Here is a 25,691-nt window from a genome sequence, read left to right on the forward strand (position 1 = left end):
GCAGCGCCCCGTCCACCCGGTGGACGCGCACCGCATTCCCGGCCTCCTCGAGCGCGCGGCCGTAGGCCTCGCCCTCGTCGCACAGCAGGTCCCGTTCGGCCGTGATCACCAGCGTCCTGGGCTGTCCGGACAGGTCGGTCGCCATCAGCGGGGCGACCCGCGGGTCGCGACGTTGTCCCGGATCGGGGACGTAGAGCTCGAAGTAGTCCTCGACCTCGGTGTTGGTGAGCCGGTAACCCTCCCCGTGGTGGTGCACCGAGGCGAACGGCGAGGTCTGGGGATCGTGGTCCCAGTGGGTCACCGGGTAGAGGAGGATCTGGCGGTCCGCGCCCCGCTGACCACGCTCCTTCAGCAGCAGGGAGACGGCTGCCACCAGGTTGCCCCCGGCCGAGTCACCCACCAGGACGATCTTGCCGGCATTCTCGATGCCCGCCCTGTGCGGGTCCCGCAGCAGGGCGTTGGCCACGCGGTAGCAGTCCTCCAGCCCCGCCGGGAAGGGGTGCTCCGGTGCCAGCCTGTAGTCCACGGAGGCCACCACGCACCCGGTGAGATCGGCCATCGTGGTGCAGGCCGAGGTGTAGCTGACGATGTCACCGGTGACCCAGCCACCGCCGTGGAAGAAGAGCAGGACGTCGTCGCGCCGCCGTTCCCTGGGCTGGAAGATCCGGACCGGGATCGGCGCGCCGCCGTCGGTGAACGACTCCTGCCGGTACGGGGTCCGGTGCCGTGGGGCCGTCAGCGTCGCGAGGCGGCGCTGGACGCGTCGGACCTTCCCGTAGTCCTCACGCATGTTGAGCCGCGGTGCTGCGAACAGGCCCAGCACTGCGCGGGAGAGTCGGTTCACGGACGGGCGGAGTGGTCGGGGGCAGAGGGTTCCATGTACCCAGCGTAGAGGCCCACCTCGGGGTGGCAGGCGGCACCGCGCCCGCCCTCGGGCCGGCGCCCGATCGACACGCACCCGGGGCATCGTGCCCGCCGCGGGTGTGGAGGGCAATGTTTGTAACAGAAAACTGTTGACTAGGTCACACATCTGAAATACGGTTCTGGCGATACTGATATATCAGTCCCCTCGACGAAAGGCCCGGTCCTCCCATGACCGCACCACCCGCCTCAAGCACCCATCTGGCCAGCGTGGAGAGGACCAGCGCGCTGCGGGTCATCACCTACGCCGGGGCGATCATCGCCTTCCTCATCGGTTCGGGCTTCGCCACCGGCCAGGAGATCCTGCAGTACTTCACGTCCTACGGGTACTGGGGCATCTTCGGCACGGGGCTGCTCGTCCTGGTGCTGATCACCTACGTGTGCGTCGAGTTCTTCGTGGTCGGCCAGGCGAGGGCGTTCGACCGGCCCTCACGGATCTTCCACTACTACTGCGGGCGCTACCTGGGCACCTTCTTCGACTACTTCTCCATCCTGTTCGTGTTCCTGTCCTTCACCGTGATGGTCGCCGGTGCCGGCGCGGTGTTCGAGGAGCACTACGGGATGTCCAAGTTCGTCGGGGGGATCGGCCTGGCCGCCGCCGTGGGCATCACGGTCTGGTTCGGACTGAAGAGCCTGGTGGACGTCATCGGCAAGGTCGGGCCGTTGATCGTGGTGATCGCCGTCGCCCTCGGCATCCTCGGCGTCCTCCGCAACCCGGAGGGGATCGTCAGCGGAGCGGCCATCCTCCCGGAACTGGACCTGACCCAGGCCTCCACCAACTGGTTCATGGCCGGTCTGTCCTACGTGGGCTTCTGCATGCTGTGGCTCGCGGCCTTCCTGACCGCGCTGGGCAAGACCGCCCGCACCCGGCGGGAGGCCGCCAGCGGGGGAGTCCTCGGCGGCGTGGTCTTCTCCGTGGCCTGCATCGTCGTCGGCCTCGGCCTGCTGGCGAACATCGAGATGGTCGCCGGCACCCAGATCCCGATGCTCGTCCTGGCCTCCGACGCCGCCCCCTGGCTGGCCGCGGGCTTCGCCGTGATCATCCTGGCCGGCATCTACACCACGGCGGTGCCCCTGCTGTGGACGGTCTCCTCCCGGTTCTTCACGGACAAGACCCGCCCCTACAAGTTCCTCACCCTCGGCCTGGCCGCCCTCGGCACGATCATCGGCCTGATCCTGCCGTTCGACCAGATGGTCAACATCGTCTACGTGATCAACGGCTACGTGGGCATCCTGCTGCTGGTGCTCATGGTCGTCAGGACGCTGACACGGACGGTCCGGCGCCAGGCCCCCTAGCCCGTGGGGTCCTGACCGGCCACTCCGTGACTCCCGGCCCGGCCGGGGATACAGTGGACCAGGAGTCCCGATGGCTGATAACGGCACCACCCTGCTGACGGCGGCCCGGGCGTCATTCGCCCGCGGCGAGTGGGACAGCGCCCACCGCGACTTCGCCCGGGCCCGTTCGCTGGGGGAGCTGCCCACGGAGGACCTGGACCGGTACAGCAGCACGTTGTGGTGGGTCGGGGAGGTCAGGGAGTCGGTCTCCCTCTCCGAGGAGGTCTACCACCGCTACGAGGACGACGGCGCCCCCCTCGCGGCCGCCATGAAGGCGCTGAACCTGGGACTGCTGTGGTTCATCCGCGGCGACCTCGTGATCTCCTCCGGCTGGGCCAGCCGCGTCCGGCGCCTCCTCAAGGACCTCCCGGACTGCGTGGAGCACGGGTACCTGCTGTACCTGGACGCGTCCGTGGACCTGGACTACGGGGACCTGCGGCCCACCCGGGAGACAGCGGCCAGGCTGGACGACCTGGGCCGGCGGTTGCGGGCTCCGCAACTGACCTCGTTCAGCCTGGTCCTGTCCGGCCTGGCCGACATCCGCGACGGTGCGACCGCCCGGGGCTTCGCGCAACTGGACGAGGCCATGCTGCCGGTGCTGGCGGGGCAGCTGCCGCCGGAGTGGGCCGGGGACATCTACTGCACGGTGATCCACGCCTGCCACGCCCTGGCCGACCTGCCGCGCATGCGCGCCTGGACCCAGGCCACCGAACAGTGGTGCCACCAGTTCCGGGGCGAGGTCGTCTACTCCGGCATCTGCCGCATCCACCGGCTCCAGCTGCAGTGCGTCGAGGGCCACTGGGACCAGGCGGAGGAGGCCATCGAACGCAGCGGCACCGAACTCATCGGCCGCAACAACTGGGTCGCCGCGGAGGCCTTCTACCAGCTCGGCGAGATCCGCCGGCTCCGCGGTGACACTGCCGCCGCGCGGGCGGCCTACGACCAGTCCCGGCGCCTCGGCACCGATCCTCAACCGGGGGAGGCACTGCTCCTGCACGCCGAGGGCAGGTCCGAGGACGCCTGGGCCGCTCTGTGCGCGGCACTGGCCGGACGGGACCGGCTGGCCGGGGCAGGGCTGCTGGGCGCCGGCGTGGAGGTGGCCCTGTCCCTGGGACGGGTGCAGGAGGCCGAGCACCTGTGCTCGGAACTGGAGTCCACGGCCACGGACTTCGGCACCCCCGGGTTCCGGGCCTGGGCGGCCCACGCGCGGGCGCTGGTGCTGGTGACGGGTCAACGGTATGCCGAGGCCCTGCCCGTGGTGCGCCGGGCGGCCGCCGAATACCGTGCCCTGGGGGCCCGGCACGAGACCGCCCGTATGCACGAGCTCCTGGCCCGGGCCCACCGCGGGCTCGGCGCGAGCGGGGCGGCGGCCGCCGACCTGGCCCAGGCGCTGGCCCTCTACAGCGGCCTCGGCGCGCGTCCGGACGTCCGGAGGCTGGGGGGTGGTCAGCTGCCCGGCGGGCTCACCGGGCGCGAGGCCGACGTCCTGGCGCTCGTGGCCGACGGAGCCAGCAACCGCGCGGTGGCCGAGGCCCTGTTCATCAGCCAGAAGACGGTCGGCCGGCACCTGGCCAACATCTTCACCAAGATCGGGGTGGGCTCCCGCACCGCGGCCGCCGCGTGGGCGCACGAACACGGGCTGCATCGAATGCCCCATGCCGGCGGCGGGACCATGGGTACTCCGCCCGATGTCACGACGGGGCGCCGCTCCTAGCGTTGACGGTGCCAGGGAACACTGGCACCACCCACGAAGGAGAGACCAGTGACCACGCAACTCTCGTCCCACCAGACCGACGCCGGGACCGCGTCAGCACCCCCGGTGCCGGAGGCCGACCCCGCCGCCGTGGCCGCCTTCGCGGAACGCTGCGTCGGCTTCATGAACCAGGGGGCCATCGCCCTGCTCATCAGCGTCGGGCACCAGGCCGGGCTCTTCGAGCTGATGGTGCGCCACCCGGGATCCACCAGCCAGCAGCTGGCGGACACGGGACACCTCGACGAACGCTACGTCCGGGAATGGCTGGCGGGCATGGTGACGGCCGGCATCGTCCGCTACCACCCGGACACCCGCACCCACGTGCTGCCACCGGAGCACGCCGCCGTCCTCACCGAGTCCGCCGGCCCGGACAACATGGCCCATCTCATGCAGTACATCGGGGTGATGGGACGGGTGGAGCAGCCGATCGTGGAGCGGTTCCACCACGGCGGCGGGCTGTCCTATGCGGACTACCCGGACTTCCACCGCATCATGGCCCAGGAGAGCGCCGCGGTGAACGACGCCTCCCTCATCGACGGGATCCTGCCACTCGTCGAGGGCCTGCCGGAGCGACTGGAGGCCGGGATCGACGTGGCCGACATCGGATGCGGTTCCGGCCACGCCATCAACCTCATGGCGGCCGCCTATCCGGGCAGCCGGTTCACCGGATACGACTTCTCCGCGGACGCCATCGCCACGGCCCGCCGGGAGGCGGCCGAGTGGGGCCTGGACAATGCCCGGTTCGAGGTCCTCGACGTCGCCGCGCTGGACGTGGCGGAGGGATTCGACGCCATCACGGCCTTCGACGCCATCCACGACCAGGCCCATCCCGCCCGGGTGCTGGGCAACATCCACCGGGCCCTCCGGCCGGGTGGCGTGTTCCTGATGGTGGACATCAGGGCCGAGAGCCAGGTGGAGGACAACCTCAGCCTGCCCTGGGCCAGCTACCTCTACGCGATCTCGATGTTCCACTGCATGAGCGTCTCCCTCGGCCTCGGTGGGGACGGGCTGGGCACGGTGTGGGGCCGGCAGGTGGCGGAGCGGATGGTGTCCGAGGCGGGCTTCACCACCGTCGAGGCCAAGGACATCGCGACCGACCCGTTCAACACCTACTACGTCGCGTCGAAGGACTGAGCACGCCGACCCCCAGGGGGCCGGGCCGGCTGGGCCCGGCCCCCGATGACGCGTCAGGACTGCCCGGGCCACCGGGCTCCGGAGTATCCCGGGCCCTCCTGCGGCCGGTGAGTCCTTGAGTGCCCGGACCGGTGATCCGAGCATGGAGGGACGGCCGGCACACGCCCGTCGCCGGCGAACGGAGGAGCCTGTCATGTCACGGTGCTGCGCGAGGTCCTCCGATGGCTGAGACCGTCCCGCGGATGCGGGAGGACGCCCCGAGCATCGAGTCACGGCGTGCGCGCGGTGAACGTGCCCGGCGGGCCGTTCCGCACGAGGCGCACGCCGAGCTGCCCGTCCGGCCGGCCGGCGTCGACCCCGTGGCGCTGCTGGAACGGCAGGCTGCCGGTGACATTCCCGGGCTGGTGCCCGTGCGCTACGGGCGGATGCTGGTCTCGCCGTTCACCTTCTACCGCGGCGCCGCCGTGATCATGAGCGATGACCTGGGGTCCGTGCCGAACACCGGGCTGCACGCCCAGCTGTGCGGGGACGCGCACGTGGGCAACTTCGGGCTGTTCGCCTCGTTCGAGCGGCGGCTGGTCTTCGACGTCAACGACTTCGACGAGACCTACCCCGGGCCCTTCGAGTGGGACCTCAAGCGCCTGGCCGCCAGCATCGAGGCCGCGGGCCGGGACAACGGCTTCGACCCCTCGGTGTGCCGACGCGCGGTGGCGGCGATGTCCAAGTCCTACCGCAAGGCCATGCGCGGCTTCACCGGTATGGGGGAGATCGACCTCTGGTACGCGCGACTGGACGTGGTCGCCTCACTGGACGAGTTGCGCCGCGTCCTGGACGAGGCCGCCATGCGGCGCGTGGACCGGGCCGTGTGCAAGTCCCTGTCCCGGGACCGGTGGCAGGCCGCCCGGAAGACCACCGAGGTGGTGGACGGCCACCTGCGGTTCCGTCTCGATCCCCCGCTGCTCGTGCCCCTCGACCAGGTCTACCCCGGAGGGGACGCCGCCCTGCGCCGCGCCACGCTGCTGGAGATGATGGCGGACTACGCCCAGACCCTCGGGCCCGCCGTGCGCCACATGCTCCAGCAGTACACGCTCACCGACGTCGCCCGGAAGGTGGTGGGCGTCGGCAGCGTGGGCAGGCGGGCCTGGGTGTACCTCCTGGAGGGGGCCGGCGGGATGGACCCCCTGGTCCTGCAGTCCAAGGAGGCCCGGGCATCTGTGCTGGAGCACGGCCTGGCGCTCGCCGCCGACCGGGGGGTCACGGTCGGAGCCGCGGACGAGGCCGGCATCGACATGGTGCCCGGCCACGCCTCCCAGGGGCAGCGGGTCGTGACCGGCCAGCGCATCATGCAGGCCACCGGCGACCTGCTGCTCGGCTGGAAACGGGCCCGGGTGAACGACACCGTGCGCGACTACTACGTCCGCCAGCTGCGGGACTGGAAGGGCCAGTTCGAGATCGAGGATTTCGCCCCCGACAGCCTGGAGGTCTACGGCCGGTACTGTGCCTGGATCCTGGCCCGATCCCACGCCCGGTCCGGGGACCGGTTCGCGATCGACGCCTACCTGCGCAAGGGCCGGGGCTTCGACGAGGCGCTCGCCGACTTCGCCGCCCGGTATGCCGACCGCAACGAGCAGGACCATGCCGCCCTGGAGCAGGCCGCACGCGGGGGACGGGTCGCGATCGCCCGCGACGTGTAGGGCCGGACGGGCCCTCGGCGGGGGGCGAGCGGCCGGCGGCGGTGCGGCCGGGGACGGGGGAGTGAGGAGGACACCTCCGCCCCGGCCGGCCCGTGGCGCCCGGCAGTACGGTGGGTACGGACCAGACGGGCCAGAGCGCCCTCCGACGATCAGGAGCAGAGGCATCACACGCCATGAAGGCCGCATTCATGTACGGCGCGGGAGACGTCCGCGTCGAGACCGTTGACGACCCCACCCTCCGGGAACCGACCGACGCGATCATCCGGACCGTGCGCTCCTGCGTGTGCGGTTCGGACCTGCACCCCTTCCGCACCATGCCCGCGGCGCAGACCGGGAGCCCGATGGGCCACGAGGCCATCGGCATCGTGGAGGAGACCGGCGCGGAGGTCACCACCCTCACGCCCGGTGACCTGGTGATCTCCTCCTTCACCTACCAGGACAACACCTGCGTGCACTGCCGCGAGGGCTTCCACGTCTCCTGCCTGCACGGCGGCTTCTTCGGCGGCCAGGGTATCGGGCTGCAGGCCGAGTACGTGCGGGTCCCGCAGGCCGACGGGACCCTGGTGGTGGTGCCCGGCGTCGACGAGACCGGCAACGGCTCCGAGGACCTGCTCGCGAGCCTGCTGAGCCTCTCCGACGTGTACCTCACCGGATACCACGCCGCCCACATGGGGCGGGTCGGCCGCGGCACGACCGTCACCGTCGTCGGGGACGGCGCCGTCGGGCTCTCCGCGGTCCTGGCCTCCCGGCAACTCGGCGCCGAGCGGATCATCCTGATGGGCCGTCACGCCGCGCGGACCGACCTGGGGCGGGAGTTCGGCGCGACCGACGTCGTCAGCGAACGCGGACCGGAGGGCATCGACCGGGTCCGGGACCTGACGTCCGGGGAGGGCACCCACGTGGTGATCGAGGCCGTGGGGCACCTGCCGGCGCACGAACAGGCCGTGGGCGCGGTCCGCCCGGGCGGGACCATCTCGCGCGTGGGCGTGCCGCAATTCGCGGAGGCACCCCTGGGCGGGCGGTTGTTCCGGAACAGCATCACGGTCACCGGTGGGACGGCGCCGGTGCGGGCCTACATCGAGCGGGCACTGCCCGGGGTGCTCTCGGGAGAGATCACCCCGGGCAGGGTCTTCGACCGCTCCCTGCCCCTGGACCAGACCCCCGAGGCCTACGCGGCCATGGACGCCCGCGAGGCACTCAAGGTGATGCTGGTGCCGTGATCACGCCTCGCCCGGCGTCAGCTGGCGAGTGCCAGGGTCCTCACCTGGGCGACGTGCTCCTCCACGGCAGAGCGCAGGATCGCCAGGCCGCGCTCGAGGACCTCGTCGTCCGTGGTCAGGGGCGCCATGACCTTGATGACCTCGTCGTGCGGACCGGCGGCCTCGATCAGCAGGCCGTTCTGCACGCAGGTGCGCCGAATGGTCGCCGAGGTCTGCTCGTCGAGGACGTCCAGGCCCTGCATCATCCCCCGTCCCTTGACCCGGGACCCGGGGATCAGCTTCGAGAGGTCCAGCAGGCACTCGCGGACCCTGGCCGAACGGCGGCTGACGGTCTCGGCGAAGTCGGCCGTGGTCCAGAACTTCCGCAACGCCACCTCTGCGGTGACGAAGGCGTGCGCATTGCCCCGGAACGTGCCGTTGTGCTCCCCGGGCAGCCACTCGTCCAGCTTCGGACGGATCAGCAGGATGGACATCGGCAGCCCGAACCCGGACAGTGACTTGGACAGGACGACCATGTCCGGGTCCACGCCCATCTCCTCGAAGCTGAAGAACGTCCCGGTGCGTCCGCAGCCGGCCTGGATGTCGTCGATGATCAGCTTGGCGCCGTATTCGGCGGCCAGGGAGGCGATGCGCCGGAGCCATTCCGGGGAGGCCTGGTTGAGCCCGCCCTCGCCCTGGACGACCTCGAGGAGGATGGCCGCCGGGGCGTCGACCCCGCTGGAGGGATCGGCCAGCATCTTCGCCAGCGTCTCGCTGGTGTCCACCCCGTCACCGTTGTAGCCGTCGTACGGCATGCGGGTGACCCCGTGCAGCCCCAGCCCGGACATACGGTGATGCTGATTGCCGGTCGCCGCGAGGGCCCCGGCGCTGCCGCCGTGGAACGCGTTGGTGAAGGCGATGACGTTGCTGCGGCCGGTCACCTTGCGGGCCAGCTTCAGCGCGGCCTCGACGGCGTTGGTGCCGGTGGGGCCGGTGAACATCACCCGGTAGTCCATGCCCCGCGGAGCGAGGATGACCTCCTGCAACGTGGTCAGGAAGCGGGCCTTGGCCTCGGTGTGCAGGTCCAGGCCGTGGGTGATGCCGTCCCCGGCGATGTATTCCATCAGGGCGGCCTTCATGTCCGGGTCATTGTGCCCGTAGTTCAGGGAACCGGCCCCGGCGAGGAAGTCGATGTACTCGTTGCCCTCACCGTCGTACAGGAGGCTGCCCACGGCCGTGCTCAGCACGTGGGGGAATGACCGGCAGTAGCTCCGGACCTGGGACTCTCGTTCGGTGAAGACGTCGTGGTGATCGGACACTGCACTTTCCTTCCAGCTGGGATGGCCGTGACGGGGATGGGGTCACCGGCCCGGGCAGACCTCGCGGTCATAACCACCGTACGAACGGGCGCCGCCCCGGACATGGGTGGAAGCCACTTGTCCCGTACCTACGTGCCCAGACCGCACCGGACGCGGGCCCTGAGGGCGGTGGGCCACCGCTGGTGCACGCCGGCGCGTCGCACCGTCGAGGGTGAGCACGTGGGTCATCAGTGGAGTCCGGGTATCGAGCGGGTGGACCACGCGTATGGCGGTGGGGAATCGAGTATGCGTCACGGATCTGCGCCGTGCGCTGCGTCCATACCGTGGGAGGCGATGCCGCGACCGCCCTGTGGTCGCGGGCACCGTCTCTCAGACCCCCTATGCGCAGAATCATGAGGCTTTCGATGGCTCCGGAAGAAATATCCGAATCCAGCGTGGACACCCCCGGCATGCTGACCGAGGTCCGCGCGACCGACGCGGCTCCGGCCGAGTCGTTCCTGTTGCTCCAGTCCCCGCACGACCAGGAGGTCCGGTGGCGTCCGGGGGAGCGGATGGAGACACTGTTCGAGGAACAGTGCGACGCCCTGGCCCGCGAGGGACGGGCAGGCCAGCTGGCCGTGGACACCGGCAACAGGACGCTGACCTACGCGCAGCTGGACGCCATGGCGAACCAGCTGGCCCGGTTCCTGCTGGCCGACGGTGCGAAGGCCGGTGACAGGATCGCGCTGCTCTTCGACCAGGGCATCTGGTCCTACGCCGCGATGCTGGCGGTGCTGAAGATCCGGGCCGCGTACGTGCCCCTCGACGCCGGCTTCCCCGCCGACCGCATCGGTTACATCATGGAGGACTCCGGGTGCAGCAGGGTCCTGACCCTGAACCACCTGGTCAACGTGCTGCCGGAGACCAGCGTGATCGCCCTGGCACTGGACACCGAGGTGCCGCTGATCAAGCAGCTGCCCTCCTCCCGGCTCGGCGAGGACGAGAAGCCCGAGCCGGTCGAGGACCTGGCCTACATCATCTACACCTCGGGCTCGACCGGGCGCCCCAAGGGCGTGGCCATCGAACACCCCAGCATCTGCAACTTCCTCCGTGTCGCCGCGGAGGTCTACGGGTACCGGAGCGATGACCGTGTCTACCAGGGCCTGACCATCGCCTTCGACTTCTCCGTCGAGGAGATGTGGGTGCCGTGGATGGTCGGCGCCACGCTCGTGCCCAAGCCCAGCTCGGCGAGCATGCTCGGCGCGGACCTCGAGGAGTACCTGCTCGAGAACCGCATCACGGCGATGTGCTGCGTGCCCACGCTGCTGGCGACCATCGAGGGGGAGCTGCCGGACCTCCGGTTCCTGCTGGTCTCCGGTGAGGCCTGCCCCCGCGACCTGGCCGAGCGCTGGCACCTGCCCGGCCGGCGGTTCCTCAACGTCTACGGCCCCACCGAGGCGACCGTGACCGCGACCATGGAGGTCCTCGAACCCGGGAAGCCGATCACCCTCGGCCAGCCCCTGCCGACCTACACGACCATGATCCTGGACCCGGACGAGCCACGGGCCCTGGCCCCCGGTGAGATGGGCGAACTCGGCATCGCCGGCATCGGGGTCGCCGCCGGGTACCTGAACAACCCGGAGAAGACCAGCCAGGTCTTCATCGACGACTTCCTGGACATCCCGAACAACCCCTCCGGGCGCATCTACCGCAGCGGGGACCTGTGCCGTGTCAACGAGTTCGGGGAGATCGAGTACTTCGGCCGCATCGACACCCAGGTGAAGATCCGCGGCTACCGGATCGAGCTGTCCGAGATCGAATCCGTCCTCCTGCAGGTGCCCGGGATCGCCCAGGCCGTGGTCGACACCCACGAGCCGGCTCCGGGAATGGTCGAGCTGGCCGCGTTCTACACGCTGCGCAGCGACGTCTCCTCCCTCGATCCCCACCTGATCCAGGACGAGCTCCGCGACCGGTTGCCGGGGTACATGGTCCCGGCCTACTACGAGCAGCTCGAGACCATGCCGATGCTCCCCAGCGACAAGGCCGACCGCAAGAGCCTGCCCACGCCGAAGAACCGGCTGGGCGTCGCGACCGACGTCGAATACGTGGCGCCTGCCAATGGTACCGAGGAGGCACTGGCCGAACAGCTCGGGTCGGTGCTGGGCCTGGAGCTCGTCTCCGTCGAGGCGCACGTCTTCGAGGAGCTGGGCGCCAACTCCCTGACGATCGCCCAGTTCTCCGCCGCGCTGCGCCGGGAGACCGAACTGCCGCCCCTCGGTGTGCAGGACATCTACCAGCACCCCACCATCCGGCAGCTCGCGGCAGCGCTGGCGACCGGCACGAGCGCGGTGGAGTGGGCGGAACCGTACGACGCGCCCGCGGCCCGGCGGGCCACCACCTTCGACTTCGTGCTCTGCGGCGTCCTGCAGGCCGTGGTCTCCCTGGCCTACTCCGGTGCCCTCATGTTCGTCCTGGTGGCCGGCTACGAGTGGGTGATCGAGGGCAACGGGATCCTCGAGCTCTGGCTCCGCTCGGTGGGTTTCACCGTGGGCTTCTTCCTCCTGGTCTGCCTCGCGCCGATCGCGCTCAAGTGGATGGTGATCGGCCGGTGGAAGGAACAGCACATCCGGATCTGGAGCCTGGCGTATCTCAGGTTCTGGTTCGTCAAGGCGCTCGTGCAGATGAATCCGATGGCAGTGTTCGTCGGGACCCCGGTCCTCCCGTTCTACCTGCGCCTGATGGGTGCGAAGATCGGCTCCAACGTCACGATCATGAGCTGGAGCCTGCCCGTGTGCACCGACCTGCTGACCATCGGTGACAACACGGTGATCCACAAGGAGTCCCACTACCTCGGATACCGCGCCCACCAGGGATGGATCCAGACCGGCCGGGTCACGCTGGGCGAGAACGTCCACGTCAGCGAGAAGACGGTCCTGGACATCCACACCACGATGGAGGACGGGGCCCAGCTGGGCCACGCGTCCTCCCTGCAGCGCCTGCAGACCGTCCCCGCGGGTGAGAGCTGGTACGGGTCCCCTGCGATCCCGGCCGACGTGAGGTTCCAGCGGGTCGGGCCGATGCCCACCAGCAAGCGGCGGCGGTTCGTCTACGGCCTGTCCACCCTGATCACCAACGCGGCGGTGTTCAGCCCGCTGCCCCTGCTGCTCATCGCGCTGCTCCTGCCGCCCTACCTGGACACCGGACACCTGAACCTGGCGAACCCGGGGTTCTACCTCGACCTGGTCCTGGTCTCCGTCATCGTGGTCATCGGCGGACTGCTCCTGGCCCTGCTCGTGGCCACCACGATTCCCCGGCTCCTGTACCTGCTCATCACGCCGGGGAAGGCCTACCCGCTCTACGGCCTGCACTATGCGGCCCACCGGGCCATCTTCTTCCTGACCGACGTCTTCCCGCTGATGCACATCACCGCCGACAGCTCCCTGGTGGTGCACTACCTCCGCCTGCTGGGCTACAAGCAGCCGAACCTGCAGCAGACCGGATCGAACTTCGGCCCGGAGGCGACCCACGAGAACCCCTACCTGACCATCGTGGGATCCGGGACGATGGTCTCCGACGGCCTGTCGGTGATGAACGCGGAGTACTCCGGGACGTCCTTCCGGGTCATGCCGGTGACGATCGGCGCCAAGAACTTCTTCGGCAACGACGTCCCGTTCCCGGCCGCCGCCCGCACCGGCGACAACGTCCTCTTCGGCAGCAAGACCCACGTGCCCACCCACGGCGAGGTCCGCGAGGACGTCGGACTGCTGGGCTCGCCCCCGTTCGAGATCCCCCGCACGGTCGACTGGGGTGACGACGCCCTCCGGATCGACACACCGGAGGGGATCCAGCGCGGGCTGCGCGCCAAGAACCGCCACAACGCGGCCTCGATCACGCTGTACCTGCTCAGCCGCTGCGTCCTGGCCTACGTCGGGCTGCTGGCCGCCGTGGTCGTCGTGGCCTTCTACCCGGCGATCACCGGGCTGGGGCTCCTGGTCGGCATCGTCGGTTTCTACGCCTTCTTCGCCATCTTCGTCATCCTGTGCGAGCGCGCCACCTACGGCTTCCGGAGGATGGTCCCCACGAAGAGCTCGATCTACGACGTGCCCTTCTGGCGGCACGAGCGGTTCTGGAGGTTCATCACCTATCCCCTGCCGGCGTTCAACGGGACCCCCTTCAAGCCCTTCTTCTGGCGCCTGCTGGGCGTCCGGATGGGCAAGCGGGTCTTCGACGACGGCTGCGTCATCCCGGAGAAGACCCTGGTGACCATCGGCGACGACGTGACCCTCAACGCCCACAGCATCGTGCAGTGCCACTCGATGGAGGACGGCCTGTTCAAGCTGGACGCGATCGAGATCGGGGACAACGCGACCGTCGGCGTGTACGTCTACGTGCACTACGACGTCGTGATGGGCGAGGGCTCGGTCGTGGAACCGGACTCCTTCCTGATGAAGGGCGCCAGGGTACCGGCAGGCGCCCGGTTCGGTGGCAACCCCGCACAGGAGATCGAGACCGCACCCGCAGTCCCCGCCGTAGACGGGCCCCGTGTTCCGTGACCGGGGCCGGAGCCCGGTCCACGGGCGGCCCGGCAGGAGGCGGACGAGGAACATCGCGCTCCTCGCGATCGGCGCGGTGGCGCTGGTGGTCGCCGTCGTCCTCGCCGGGCAGTGGGCGGGTGATCCCCGGAAGGGGGCGCCCGTGAGCCGCGTCCACGGACACCTGCAGCAATTCCAGGCCATGGCCGACGAGCACGGGGACCGTGCGGCGGGCACCCCGGGGTACGAGGCGGCCGCCCAGTACGTCGAGCAACAGCTGGAGAGCGCTGGTCTCGACAGCACCCGCCAGTACTTCACCGTCGACGACGACGGTGAGGAGTTCGAGACCTTCAACATCATCGCCGAGACGGAACAGGGCAGTGACGAGGAGGTCATCATGCTGGGTGCGCACCTCGACGGGGTTCCCGGCGGCCCCGGGATCAACGACAACGCCTCGGGCGCGGCGGCGCTGCTGGAGGCCGCCACGGTCCTGGGCGCGCAGGACACCGTGACCAACAGGATCCGCTTCGCGTGGTGGGGCGCGGAGGAGTTCCGGCGCCCCCACGGTTCCCGCCACCACGTGCGCGACCTCGAGGAGGAGGACGAGCTCGAGAGTGTCCTGGCCTACGTGAACGTCGACATGGTGGCCTCGACCAACCCGGTCATCGGGGTCTACGACGCGCAGGCGGCCGACGCATCCATGGACATCCCCGAGGGCTCGGTGAAGATCATGAGGTTCTTCGCGGACTACTTCGATGCCCGGGACCAGCCCTGGGTGGCCACGGACTGGGACATGGCTTCCGACCAGAGGCCCTTCGTCCGGGCGGACGTGCCGACGGGCGGACTGTTCACCGGCAGCGGCGAGCGGAAGTCCCGGAGGGAGGCGGACGTCTTCGGGGGAACGGCCAAGGCACCCCGTGACCCGAACTACCACACCCCCCAGGACGACCTCGACAACGTCGACCTGGAGACGCTGGACATCATGACCGGTGCCATCACGCACGCCGCGACCACCTGGGCCCGGGACAGCAGTTCGCTGGAATGACCTCCGGGCAGGGCCCAGCGCAACCCACCGACCTCCAGGACGACTAGGACGACAAGGACATCATGAAACTGAGCTGGCTTCTGGGATCACGTCCCGCCCCCCTGCAGGGCTTCACCCCCGCGGTGTCGCGCGACGGCGTGCCCGCCGCCTACGAGCACCTGCGGCAGCTCCAGGCCCTGGCCGACCGGCACGGCGATCGGGCCGCGGGTACCTCGGGCTACGAGGCGGCGGCCCGGTACGTTGAACGGCAACTGGCGGACGCGGGCTATCGCAGCACTCGCCAGTACTTCTCCTTCCGGGAGGACGGCCGGGAGATCGGTACCTTCAACATCCTCGCCGAGACCGTGTCCGGCCGGGACGACCACGTGGTCATGCTCGGGGCCCATCTCGACGGCGTGCCGGGCACCGCGGCGATCAACGACAACGGCTCGGGAGTGGCGGCCGTGCTGGAGGCCGCGAAGGCCATCAGCCGGCTGGACCGGATCGACCACAAGGTCCGCTTCGCCTGGTGGGGGGCCGAGGAGTTCGACAAGTCCTACGGGTCACGGCACTACGTCAAGGACCTGGCCAAGAACGATCCCGCCAGGCTCAGGAACATCGCCTCCTACCTGAACGTGGACATGATCGCCTCACCGAACCCCATCATCGCGGTCTACGACGCGCGGGACACCGACCACGACCTCAAGATCCCGGCGGGCTCGACGCGGCTCATGGACCTCCTCACCGGGTACTTCGACTCCCTCCACCAGGCCTGGACGACCACGGACTGGGACTACGACTCCGACCAGGTGGCCTTCGCGAAGAAGGGCGTCGCGGTCGGCGGACTGTACTCGGGGGACGATGAGAAGAAGAGCAGGAAGGAGGCGCTCCTGTTCGGCGGACAGGCGAAGGAGAAGTGCGATCCCCACTACCACAAGCCCGGTGACGACCTCCGCAACGTCAACCTGGACGCCCTGGCCCTCATGACCGATGCCCTCGTGCACGCGGCCGTCCGCCTCGCCGGCGTACCGGCCTCCGTGACGAGGCCGTGAGGATCCCGCCACCCTCTCAGCACCGGCACGGCTCCTCCAGCGCGCAGGTCGTCGTCTGGCGGCCGTTCCCATCCACCCGCCCACAGGGGACGATGGGACCATGCCGCACCTGGACCCGGGACTGCTGGAGCTGCGGATCCACGGAATCCGGAACACACCGTCCCACCTCATGCTCCGGGCCATCCCGGCCAACGTCGAGCGCACCCGCGGTGACCAGCTGGCCGGGTTCTCCATCGACCGCGCCTCCGAGTCCGGTCACCGCGTGGAGGCCTACTCCTGGGGACGGCTGGCCCGGTTCACCGGGTTCCCGGCCCTCGGGCGGCTGGGGGACAGCCTGGTGCGCGCCGTCTGGTTCACCCTGGCTCCGTTCGGACTGGCCAACACCGCCTACTGGTCCCGGCACCAGTTCGGCAGGGGCCCGACGTCGGCCCCCACCGGCACCAGCCCGCCCGTCACGGCAGGGTGCCCGCTTCCCGAGGTCATCGGCGAGGGGCGACTGGCCGGCACCGTTCGGCTGCTCGGCCTGGCCCTGACCCTGCTCTTCGTCAGTACCGCGGCCACCGTCGCCCTGGACATGGCGGCCGGCGGGCGGGGCGGGTTCATCCGCGACGCCCTGGCGGGCTGGCCCTCCGGTACCCGGACGGCCGTGCTGACGACCCTTCCCGTGCTGGCACTGGGCGTCGTCGCGCTGATGTCCACCCTGGCGCGCACCCGGTACCTGCCCGGGCCGCCGGGCGTCGCACCGGTGGCGCCGCCGCACTCGGTGATGGCAGCGGCGCCGGACGACCCTGAACACATCGACGGCCTCGAGCCCACCGACGAGATCCCCGGTGACCGGAACGCCCCCAGCCACGTCCTGGCCCGCAGCGGCCTGTGGCGGGTCGGGTCGGGCATGCGGTTCCTGGGCCTGCTGCACATCGCGGGCGCGCTCGCCTGGACCGGATCGATCGCGGCACTGGCCAGGGTCGACGCGATGGTGGCCGGTGCCCGGTGGCCCGGCGCCCCGGCGGACCCCGGTGCGATGGTCCCCGGCCCGATGGAGGTGGCCTGGATCGTGCTGCTGGCCGGGGGACTGGCGGTGACCGCCGTCGTCGGGGTCCGCATCCTGAACTCCCAGGCCCACGATCCGCGCACCCGCACCCCGCCCGGCCACCGGTTCCTGCTCGTCGCCGGGGCCCTGGTGCTGACGGCGGCGATCGTGTGCTCGGTGGCGGACGTCCGTCCGTCCGGTCGTCCCGCACCGGGGGGCCTGGCCGCCGACGCCCCCGCGATGGCCGGTGACCGTGGTGGGGGGCTGGCCACCGTGCTGGTGACCCTGTGCCTGGCCGTCCTGCTGGTGGTCCTTCTGGTGCGGTCGCGCCGGGGCGTGGCCGAACAGGACCACGACGCCGTCGCCTGGGGCGGCCACGGCCCGTTCGTGTTCTCGTCCCTGGCCGTCGGCTTCGCCGTGCTGCTGTCCTTCTCCACGGTCATCCTGGCGGCCTGGACGCTCGGCAGCCACGAGCCGCCGGTGGTCCACCTGCTGTTCGCCTCGGGGTTCACCGCGCTCACGGGAGCCGCCCTGGCGGGACTTGCCGTGCAACTGCTCCTGTCCTGGCGGGCGGGGGAGAAGGGTGCGATCGACGAGCTGACGAAGGTCCGAGACCGCCTGATCGCCGATGCCGGCCCCTGGGCGGACGCCCCGGTCATCGGCACCGCGACGCGGGCCGTGTTCGTGTCGCGGCGGGTCGCCTCGCTGTTGCGCCGCGCGGAGGTGGCCACCGCCTGGCTGGCCGCCGCGGTCCTGGTGGGCCTGGCGGTCTCCGTGGTGCTGAACGCGGCGTGGCTCGTCGGCTGGCCCGGACTGGACGGGTGGTGGCCCCTGGTCCGGGCGACGGGCACGGTCGGACTGTGGATCGGCGTGGTGCTGGTGGCCGCCATCGCGATCCTGTCCGGCCGGGGCCAGAGCCGGCCGGCCGGACTGCTGTGGGACCTCATGTGCTTCCTGCCCACCCAGGCCCATCCCTTCGGACCGCCGTGCTACTCCGAGCGCGTGGTGCCGGAGGTCACCGACCGGATCGAGGAGTGGCTCGAGGAACCGGCCGACGGGGTACGGCGCGTGATCCTCTCCGCCCACTCGATGGGTGGGGTCCTGGCCGTCTGCGTGCTGTTCCACCTGTCCGCCCGCGGCATGACGGAGGAGCGGCTGCAGCGCATCGGGCTGCTGAGCTACGGTTCGCAGTTGCGCCGGTACTTCGCCCGCTTCTTCCCCCAGGTGCTGGGTGCGCAGGTGCTCTCGATCGTTCCCGCCCCGCCGCCCTGGGCCGACGGCCGCGACCCCTGGCCACCCGAGCTGGCCGAGGAGGTCGACCAGGAGCGGGCCACGCAGTGGCTGCCGGGTGCGGCAGCGTCCCTGCGGGCACCGGGGTCGCTGTGGGGGATCGTGCAGGACCGGTGGACCAACCTGCACCGGCCCAATGACCCCCTGGGCTTCACCGTGCGCTACGGTTCCTCCGGATCCGCGGACGGCATGGACGTGCAGGCGGAGGAGTTCGTCCGCGGCGCCTACCAGTTCACGGTGGCCACCCATCAGGGATACCTGGAGTCCGTGGTCTACGCGCACGCGCTGGAGGACCTGGTCACTCGTCTCGGCCGGGACAGACCTGGACCCGCGACCGAACCGTGATGGGACGTTACCAGCACGTGACATGGGCGGACCTGGCCGAAAGTGCCGGTTCGGAGCCAGAAGTCTGGACGATGGTCTACTGGTCGACCGCACGAGCCCGGCGATAACCTGAAGGAGCCCTATGAGACGGTGCACATGGACCGGAACGGTGGAACAAGCCCGGGGGGATACGGGCCCACCAATCCTCAGTCCTTCAGGAGGCGGTCATCGCGACCGCCTCCTGACTCGTTAAGGGACCCCGGCCGGCAGGAGCACCGCGGGATGACGGGGCGGAGGATCCGTGCGAGTCTCGGGGCATGCGAGAACTCGTGGTCCTCGGCACCGCCTCGCAGGTCCCCACCCGTGAGCGCAACCAGAACGGCTACCTGCTGTTGTGGGACGGCGAGGGGTTCCTGTTCGATCCCGGCGAGGGAACCCAGCGGCAGATGACCCTCGCGGGCGTGGCAGCCAGCAGGATCAGGCGGATCTGCCTGACCCACGTCCACGGTGACCACTGCTATGGGGTGCCCGGTGTCCTCTCCCGCATGGCGCTGGACGGCGTGGAGCACCCGGTGCACCTGCACTATCCGGTCTCCGGGGAGCCCGTGGTCCGGGCGCTGGTCTCCCTGGCCTCCGGCCGGCTCGACCTCCGGCTGCACCCCCACGGGGCGGCCGGGGAGGTGGCTCCCGGCCTGGCGGTCCGGCCCCTGCGCCATCGCATCGAGGCCTACGGCTACCGCCTCGAGGAGCCGGACGGGCGAACCCTGTCCCGGCAACGGCTCGCGGCCGCCGGCATCGGCGGTCCCGACGTCGGCCGGTTGCAGCGGGACGGCGTGCTGCGCGGCGTCTGCCTGGAGGACGTCAGCGAGTTCCGTCCCGGCCAGCGGTTCGCCCTGGTCATGGACACCGCCCCGTGTGCCGGTGCCGAGGACCTGGCGGACCGGGCCGACCTGCTGGTCGCCGAGTGCACCTTCGCCGATGCCGAGGCCGGCCTGGCCCGGGACTACCGGCACCTGACAGCCGGGCAGGCCGGTTCCCTGGCGGCCGACGGCGGTGTGCGCACCCTGCTGCTGACCCATTTCTCCTCGCGGTACCAGGACCTGGAGCCCCTGCGCCTGCAGGCCCGGGCTCGGGCGGGGGGGTGCCGAGGTCAGGGTGGCCCGGGACCTCGAGCGGTGCCGGCTTCCGAGGCGTCGGCCAGCCCGCCCCTGACCACCCCGGAGGGTGGCGGCCCGGTTCATTCCGGTTCCCACCGCAGCAGGTCCCCGGGCTGGCACTCCAGGGCCTCGCACAGCGCCTCCAGGGTCGTGAACCGCACGGCCTTGGCGCGGCCGTTCTTCAGGACGGCCAGGTTCGCCGGGGTGATGCCCACCCGCTCCGCCAGCGTGCCCACGGCCATCTTGCGCCGGGCGAGCATGACGTCGATGTCCACCACGATGGGCATCAGATCACCTCGTCGAGCTCGGACCGCAGGGCGCGGGCCTCGGCGTCGCGGTCCACGGCCTGGGCCAGGAGCGTCCGCTGGACGTAGACCACCAGCGCCACCCCGGCCACCACGAGAGCCGCGCCGCAGACCAGGCCGACCACCCCCGGCGCCGCCGCGGTCGGGGCCAGCACCACGGCGACCCCGAGGACCAGGACCGCCGCCGCGGCGATCGCGGCGATGATCGCGTCCACGTACCGGAACGCGGCGGGGGAGAAGACCGTGCCCCTCCGGACCATGGCCAGCAGCCGCCAGACGCAGACCGCCACGACCTGCAGGGTCACGATGCCCAGCACCACGAGCACCACGAGGCTGACCCGAAACCAGTCCGGGGCACCGGCCAGGTCCGCCCAGAACAGGGGCACCATGACCACCTGGACGACGAGCGAGCCCGCCAGGGCGAGGGCGAGCACGCCGCGCAGGGCGAGGACGGTGATGGTCCGCATGACAACTCCTCAGATCGACTGTCGAGAACAATCTATCGTCATTCGATAGCTGGTGCGCGCGGTGCGGTGGTCGCGCCCACCGGCGCCGCGGGACACAATGGTCAGGTGAGAGACGCGCCGCACCAGTCACAGCCGCCGTGGGAGTCCGGATCCGGGCATGGGGCCGGGAACGAGACCGGGACCGGACCCGACGCCGGCCGCGGCCCGGGCGCCGTCGTCGCCGTGCGCGTGGGCCGGGTCCAGCGGCAGCAGTGGAACGGCCGCGAGCTGTCCACGGCGGCCGCGAAGGACGTCGTCGAGGGGCCGGTGCGGGTCTCGGCCGCGGGCCTGGCCGGTGATGAGCAGGGAGACACCCGGCATCACGGGGGGCCCGAGAAGGCGATCCTCGCCTACGCGCAGGAGAACTATGGCGCCTGGCGGGCCGAGGGCCTCGACATCGCGGAGGGCGGGTTCTTCGAGAACCTGACCGTGGCCGGCTGGCCGGAGGCCGCGGTGCACGCCGGGGACGTGTTCCGCATCGGCGAGGTCCTCGTCCAGGTCAGCCAGCCCCGGCGCCCGTGCACCACGCTCTCGGCCCGGTGGGCGATGCGCGAGCTGCCCCAGCTCGTCCAGCGGACCGGCCGGTCGGGGTACTACCTGCGCGTCCTCGAACCCGGTCAGGTCCGCGCGGGCGACCCGATGACCCTGGTCCGCCGGGTGGACGGATCCGTCTGCGTGGCCGAGATCAACCGCGTCATGAACGTGGACCGGAGTGACCGCGAGGGCATCGCGCGCCTGCTGGCCTCCCCGGAACTGCCGCAGGCCTGGCGCAGGGGCCTGGAACGCCGACTGGGCGGGGTCTTCGAGGACGACTCCGCGCGCCTCGGCACCCCCTGAGGGAGACACCCGGCCGGATCGCGCCAGTACGCTGGGCTCATGCCGGAGACACCGTCCACACCGTCCCCCGACCAGGCCTCCGCACGTCCGTTGACGCTCCTCTGGTTCCGCGACGACCTGCGCGTGGCGGACCACCCGGCCCTGACGGCCGCGCGGGAGGCGGGAGCCGTCGTCGGGCTCTGGATCCGGGAGGTGCGGGACGGCGAGGGGCGCGGACCCCGGCCGCTGGGCGGGGCCACGCGCTGGTGGGCCCACCGGTCCCTCGAGGCACTGGCCACCGAGCTCGACGAGCTGGGCATCCCGCTGGTGTTCGCCGCCGGGCCCGCGGCCGAGGTGCTGCCCGCGGTGGCCACCGGGCTCCAGGCCACGGCCGTGACGTGGAGCCGGCGCTATGCCCCGGCGTCCCGTGCCCTGGACACCCACCTGAAGGACGGGCTCCGGGCCGCCGGGCTTGAGGTCCACAGCCACCCGGGTTCCCTGCTGGTGGAGCCGTGGGAGGTCAGCCCCGGATCCGGCGGCCACTACAAGGTGTTCACCCCGTTCTGGAAGGCCGCCGCGGACCTGCCGGTCGGGGCGCCGCTGCCGGCGCCCGAGCCCCAGGACCCGCCCGCCGGGCTGTCCGCACGCCTGGATCGGCTGCACCGGGACGGCACCGTGGTGCCGCTGGGCCAGCTGGACCTGCTGGACGAGGACCCCCGGTGGTGGGAGGAGACCGTCGCCCGGTACTGGGAGCCCGGCTGCGTCGCCGCCGGGGAGGCGCTGGCCGGCCTGGAGGAGTCGGTGACCGGGTACAGCACCACGCGGGACGTCCCGGGCGATGACCACGGCACCTCCCGGCTCTCCCCGCGCCTGCGCTTCGGGGAGCTCTCCCCCCGTCAGCTGGTGCACGCGGTCACCGCGCATCCCGAGCTGGGGGCCCCGGAGAACGAGGACCGCCGCGCCTGGGTGCGCCAACTGTACTGGCGCGAGTTCTCCTGGCACCTCACCTACCACTGCCCGCCGCTGGAGTCCGAGCCGCTGCGGCCGGAGTTCCGTGCCTTTCCCTGGGAGCCCGACGACGACGCGCTGCGGGCCTGGCAGCGGGGGCGCACGGGGGTGCCCCTCATCGACGCCGGCATGCGCCAGCTCTGGCAGTCCGGCTGGGTGCACAACCGGGTGCGGCTCGTGGTCGGCAGCTTCCTGGCCAAGAACCTCCTGCACCCCTGGTGGGACGGGGAGCAGTGGTTCTGGGACACCCTGGTGGACGCGGACGAGGCGAACAACCCGGTGTCCTGGCAGTGGGTGGCCGGCTGCGGGGCGGACGCCGCCCCCTACTTCCGGGTGTTCAACCCCGAGACCCAGCGCGAGCGGTTCGACCCGGATGGTGTCTACGTGCGCCGGTGGGTCCCCGAGGCGGTGGAACCCCTCAGCGGCTACCCCGAGCCCATCGTGGACCTGAAGGAGTCCCGCCGGCACGCCCTGGACGCCTACGAGGAGATGAAGAACGCCGCGTCCTGAACGCTGGGGCCCACCGGCGGGAGACGACGGCCCCCGACGGCGTCAGGGCCCGGGGGTGACCCCGAGGACCAGGTCATCGCCCTCGGCGGGGTCACCGCGCCCGTCGGTGTTGTTCGTCAGGACCCAGAGCGCACCGTCCGGCGCCACGACGGCATCGCGCAGCCGGCCGTACTCGCCGGACCAGCGGGTGGCGGACGTGCCCGGGTCCGCCACCGGAACGGTCCGCAGGACCTCACCGCGCAGGTTCGCGATGTACAGCATCCCCTCCAGCGCGGCCATCCCGCTCGGACTGGCCTCGGCCGGGGACCACTGCTGGACCGGGTCGATGAACTCCCCCTGCGCGCCGGAGCCGCCGCCCGCGATCCCCTCGACCTCCGGCCAGCCGTAATTGCCGCCGGGCTCGATCACGTTCAGTTCGTCCCAGGTGTTCTGCCCGAACTCGGTGGCGAACATCGTGCCGTCCTCGGCCCACGCCAGCCCCTGCACGTTGCGGTGGCCCGAACTGTAGACCGGGGAACCGGGGTCCGGGTTGTCCTCGGGGACCGTGCCGTCCGGGGCCAGGCGCAGGATCTTCCCCGCGAGGGATGCCGGGTCCTGGGCGCTCGCGCGATCACCGGCGTCACCGGTACCGGCGTAGAGCATCCCATCGGGTCCGAAGGCGATCCGCCCGCCGTTGTGGTTGCCGGCGGCGGGCAGGCCCTCGATGATCGTCTGCGCCGGGCCCAGGCCCAGGCCTCCCGCCTGGCCGGTGAGGGCGAAGCGCTGGATGCGGTTGCCCCCGGCGGCGGTCGAATAGGCGTAGAGCCACCCGGCTCCGCCGCCGTCGGACAGGACGGCCAGTCCCAGCAACCCGCCCTCGCCCCGGTGGACGACCCCCTCGACCGTGCCGACCTCACGCGTGCCGGCCCGCTCGGTGCCCACCCCCGTCAGTTCGAGGACCGTGCCGTCGTCGCGCTGGCTGACCAGGGCGGCGCCCCGGTCCGTGAAGACGATCGACCACGGCGCGTCGAGCCCGCCCACCACCGTCCGCGGTTCGGAACCCATCCGGGGGGCGGCGTCCGCAGCGGCGTCTGCTGCGCCACCGGTCGTCGGGGCGGCACCACCGGCGGACGGCGGGCCGGGACTGCCGGCCGGTGCCGGGGTCCCACCGGTGCCGCCACCGGGCGCGCCACAACCGGCCAGCAGCACGGCGGCGGCCAGTCCGAGGGCGCAGCGGGAGATCCTCCGGTGACTCGTCACGGGGTCAGACGACCTGCCGCTCCTGGGTGACGAACGCATGGGAGGTGGCGAAGTCCACGAACTTGGCCTCGTCCTCGAGGAGCCGTCCGGCGGCCTTCTCCCCGTCCGGGCTCGAGAGCGCGGCCACGAGGTCCTCGAGGGACTCCCACCAGACCTCGGACGTGCCGTCCGGGGGCGTCTCCAGGGACATGCCCCGGGCCCTGGCGAACGCGGTGTTGACGGGCGTGTCCAGTGGGCGGCTCTGGACGTACCTGGTGAAACCGAGCACCGGCTGGAGTTCCCTCATCAGGTCCGCGTGCCCCCCGGACCAGTACTCGTGGAACTCCTCCGGAGTCAGTTCGGGGCGCCGGCGGGCAACGTAGACGAGCTTCACGGCCATCTGGGTCCTCCTGGTCGATGCGGCGTGCGAGGGATGATCCCCGGTCCGATGATCCCCGCTGCGCCGCCGCCGCCGGTAGGTTTCGGGCGCGCGGTCAGGGGCCCCGGGCACCGGCAGCACCCTCTCCTCCACGCTCCGCACGACCCGCGCCCACGGCAGCTGGGGGCGGTGGTCCACGTGCCGGGGTCCCATCGCATCCTCACCGTGGGGGAGCGGGGTGCCGGTGCCCGCTGCCCCGGCCGAGTTCCCAGTTGCCCCCGCCATGGCCACCGTCACCCCCGGTGACGGGCAGGGCCTGGCCGGTGGCCGACGTCGTGGTCTCGACCTCCGCGATCAGAGAGGCGAACCACGCGGTGTACCGAGGGTGGACCGGTTCCGGGTCCGGGGTCCCGACACGGTCCAGGATGAGGGCCGCCGCCTCGGCGGGAGTGGTGCCGGCAGTGACCTCGCCACGGCCGACCAGGGTCCGGTCCGCCGTGGAGTAGCGCAGCACGCGCGACTCGTCCCGAGGGGTGTCGAAGGGGACCGGGTCGCCCGGCCGCAGGTTCCCCGCCGTGGTGATCGCGATCCGCCAGTGCGCGCCCGAGGGGTCCATGCCGGGCGCGAACCGCAACTGCTGGTAACCGCGGCGGTACAGCTCGCGCAACCCCTGCAGGACCCGTAGCGGCGTGCTGACCCCGAGGGCTGTCCGCACGGCCCGGAAGGCCTGGTCCCCGTGCGCCACGAGGTAGGCCTCCCGGACGTCGGTACGCGCCAGGGCGATGGTGTCGACGGCGGTGCGGACCGCGTCGTGGAGGGGCCAGCCGAAGATGCCGGAGCTGAGCAGGGGGAAGGCCACCGTCCGGGCGCCGAGGGCGTCCGCCACCTCCAGGCTGCGGCGGTATCCCGAGACGAGCAGGGCCCGGTCCCGCTGTCCGGACCGGTGGTCCGGCCCGACCGTGTGGATGACCCACCGGGCCGGCAGGTCCCCGGCCGTGGTCCACGCGGCGTCCCCCGTGCCGAGCCCGTGGGGGTACCAGAGGCGGGTCTCGGCCAGCAGGCCCGGCCCCCCGGCGGCGTGGACCGCACCGTTCACGCCGGCCCCACCGCCCAGGGAGGTGTTGGCCGCATTGACGATCGCGTCCACGGTCGTCCGGGTGATGTCACCCTGGAGGGCGATGATGGCCGGCATGGGGCCAGTATCCC

Annotated in this window: 18 protein-coding genes and 1 pseudogene; 12 read left to right on the plus strand and 7 right to left on the minus strand. The window is 71.4% G+C overall.

The features are described from left to right. Positions 1-844, minus strand: an 844-nt coding sequence (locus PLJ28_RS05555; protein WP_502877077.1) for an alpha/beta hydrolase, incomplete at its 3' end; no start/stop codon positions are given. Positions 845-1,092: 248 nt separating this feature from the next. Between PLJ28_RS05555 and PLJ28_RS05560 the strand changes: the two genes are divergently transcribed. From PLJ28_RS05560 to PLJ28_RS05580, 5 genes are all read left to right on the plus strand, one after another. Beyond that, positions 1,093-2,217 carry a YkvI family membrane protein gene (locus PLJ28_RS05560; protein ID WP_324589960.1) on the plus strand — a complete coding sequence of 375 codons (1,125 nt, stop codon included), beginning with the start codon at positions 1,093-1,095 and terminating at the stop codon, positions 2,215-2,217. Between the two features lie 70 nt (positions 2,218-2,287). Further along, a complete protein-coding gene (locus PLJ28_RS05565; protein WP_324589961.1) occupies positions 2,288-3,970 on the plus strand; it encodes a LuxR C-terminal-related transcriptional regulator in 1,683 nt (560 codons plus the stop codon). Between the two features lie 48 nt (positions 3,971-4,018). Beyond that, the gene (locus PLJ28_RS05570; protein WP_298043591.1) at positions 4,019-5,143 is read left to right on the plus strand and encodes a class I SAM-dependent methyltransferase; all 1,125 of its coding nucleotides are present in this window, start codon (positions 4,019-4,021) and stop codon (positions 5,141-5,143) included. A gap of 221 nt (positions 5,144-5,364) precedes the next feature. Then, on the plus strand, positions 5,365-6,837 hold the full coding sequence (locus PLJ28_RS05575; protein WP_324589962.1) for a DUF2252 domain-containing protein: 1,473 nt from the start codon (positions 5,365-5,367) through the stop codon (positions 6,835-6,837). Between the two features lie 173 nt (positions 6,838-7,010). Continuing rightward, entirely contained in the window at positions 7,011-8,057 is a 1,047-nt protein-coding gene (locus PLJ28_RS05580) for a zinc-binding dehydrogenase (RefSeq protein WP_221243350.1), read from the plus strand. A gap of 17 nt (positions 8,058-8,074) precedes the next feature. Here PLJ28_RS05580 and ectB read toward each other — a convergent pair whose 3' ends face one another. Further along, positions 8,075-9,355 carry a diaminobutyrate--2-oxoglutarate transaminase gene (gene ectB, locus PLJ28_RS05585; protein WP_324589963.1) on the minus strand — a complete coding sequence of 427 codons (1,281 nt, stop codon included), beginning with the start codon at positions 9,353-9,355 and terminating at the stop codon, positions 8,075-8,077. Positions 9,356-9,804: 449 nt separating this feature from the next. Between ectB and PLJ28_RS05590 the strand changes: the two genes are divergently transcribed. The 5 genes and pseudogenes from PLJ28_RS05590 (at position 9,805) to PLJ28_RS05610 (ending at position 19,798) form a co-directional block, all read left to right on the plus strand. Then, a complete protein-coding gene (locus PLJ28_RS05590; RefSeq protein WP_324589964.1) occupies positions 9,805-13,887 on the plus strand; it encodes a Pls/PosA family non-ribosomal peptide synthetase in 4,083 nt (1,360 codons plus the stop codon). Positions 13,888-14,029: 142 nt separating this feature from the next. Beyond that, positions 14,030-14,911, plus strand: coding sequence for a M20/M25/M40 family metallo-hydrolase (locus PLJ28_RS05595; RefSeq protein ID WP_298043599.1), 882 nt, complete (start codon positions 14,030-14,032; stop codon positions 14,909-14,911). A 62-nt stretch (positions 14,912-14,973) separates the two neighbouring features. Beyond that, complete coding sequence (locus tag PLJ28_RS05600) at positions 14,974-15,942, plus strand: M28 family peptidase (RefSeq protein WP_183525501.1); 969 nt, start codon at positions 14,974-14,976, stop codon at positions 15,940-15,942. A gap of 100 nt (positions 15,943-16,042) precedes the next feature. Continuing rightward, entirely contained in the window at positions 16,043-18,607 is a 2,565-nt protein-coding gene (locus PLJ28_RS05605; protein WP_298043601.1) for a hypothetical protein, read from the plus strand. Between the two features lie 296 nt (positions 18,608-18,903). After that, a pseudogene (locus PLJ28_RS05610) lies at positions 18,904-19,798 on the plus strand (ribonuclease Z). 25 nt (positions 19,799-19,823) lie between these two features. Here PLJ28_RS05610 and PLJ28_RS05615 read toward each other — a convergent pair. Both PLJ28_RS05615 and PLJ28_RS05620 read right to left on the minus strand, forming a co-directional pair. Then, positions 19,824-20,030 carry a helix-turn-helix domain-containing protein gene (locus PLJ28_RS05615; protein WP_183525507.1) on the minus strand — a complete coding sequence of 69 codons (207 nt, stop codon included), beginning with the start codon at positions 20,028-20,030 and terminating at the stop codon, positions 19,824-19,826. Then, a complete protein-coding gene (locus PLJ28_RS05620) occupies positions 20,030-20,515 on the minus strand; it encodes a DUF2975 domain-containing protein (protein ID WP_183525510.1) in 486 nt (161 codons plus the stop codon). Before PLJ28_RS05620 ends, PLJ28_RS05615 begins: the two co-directional genes overlap by 1 nt. Before the next feature lie 105 nt (positions 20,516-20,620). On the opposite strand from PLJ28_RS05620, the gene PLJ28_RS05625 reads away from it, so the two are divergent. Next, entirely contained in the window at positions 20,621-21,391 is a 771-nt protein-coding gene (locus PLJ28_RS05625; protein ID WP_298043604.1) for an MOSC domain-containing protein, read from the plus strand. Positions 21,392-21,430: 39 nt separating this feature from the next. Beyond that, positions 21,431-22,888, plus strand: coding sequence for a cryptochrome/photolyase family protein (locus tag PLJ28_RS05630; RefSeq protein ID WP_298043606.1), 1,458 nt, complete (start codon positions 21,431-21,433; stop codon positions 22,886-22,888). Between the two features lie 42 nt (positions 22,889-22,930). Here PLJ28_RS05630 and PLJ28_RS05635 read toward each other — a convergent pair whose 3' ends face one another. From PLJ28_RS05635 to PLJ28_RS05645, 3 genes are all read right to left on the minus strand, one after another. Next, positions 22,931-24,127 carry a PQQ-dependent sugar dehydrogenase gene (locus tag PLJ28_RS05635; RefSeq protein WP_183525517.1) on the minus strand — a complete coding sequence of 399 codons (1,197 nt, stop codon included), beginning with the start codon at positions 24,125-24,127 and terminating at the stop codon, positions 22,931-22,933. A gap of 4 nt (positions 24,128-24,131) precedes the next feature. After that, a complete protein-coding gene (locus PLJ28_RS05640) occupies positions 24,132-24,506 on the minus strand; it encodes an EthD domain-containing protein (RefSeq protein ID WP_183525520.1) in 375 nt (124 codons plus the stop codon). Positions 24,507-24,705: 199 nt separating this feature from the next. Then, positions 24,706-25,677, minus strand: a complete 972-nt coding sequence (locus PLJ28_RS05645; protein WP_183525523.1) for a macro domain-containing protein — start codon at positions 25,675-25,677, stop codon at positions 24,706-24,708. Positions 25,678-25,691: the final 14 nt, after the last annotated feature.

The sequence above is a fragment of the Citricoccus sp. genome, from assembly GCF_035445025.1.
Taxonomy (GTDB): domain Bacteria; phylum Actinomycetota; class Actinomycetes; order Actinomycetales; family Micrococcaceae; genus Citricoccus.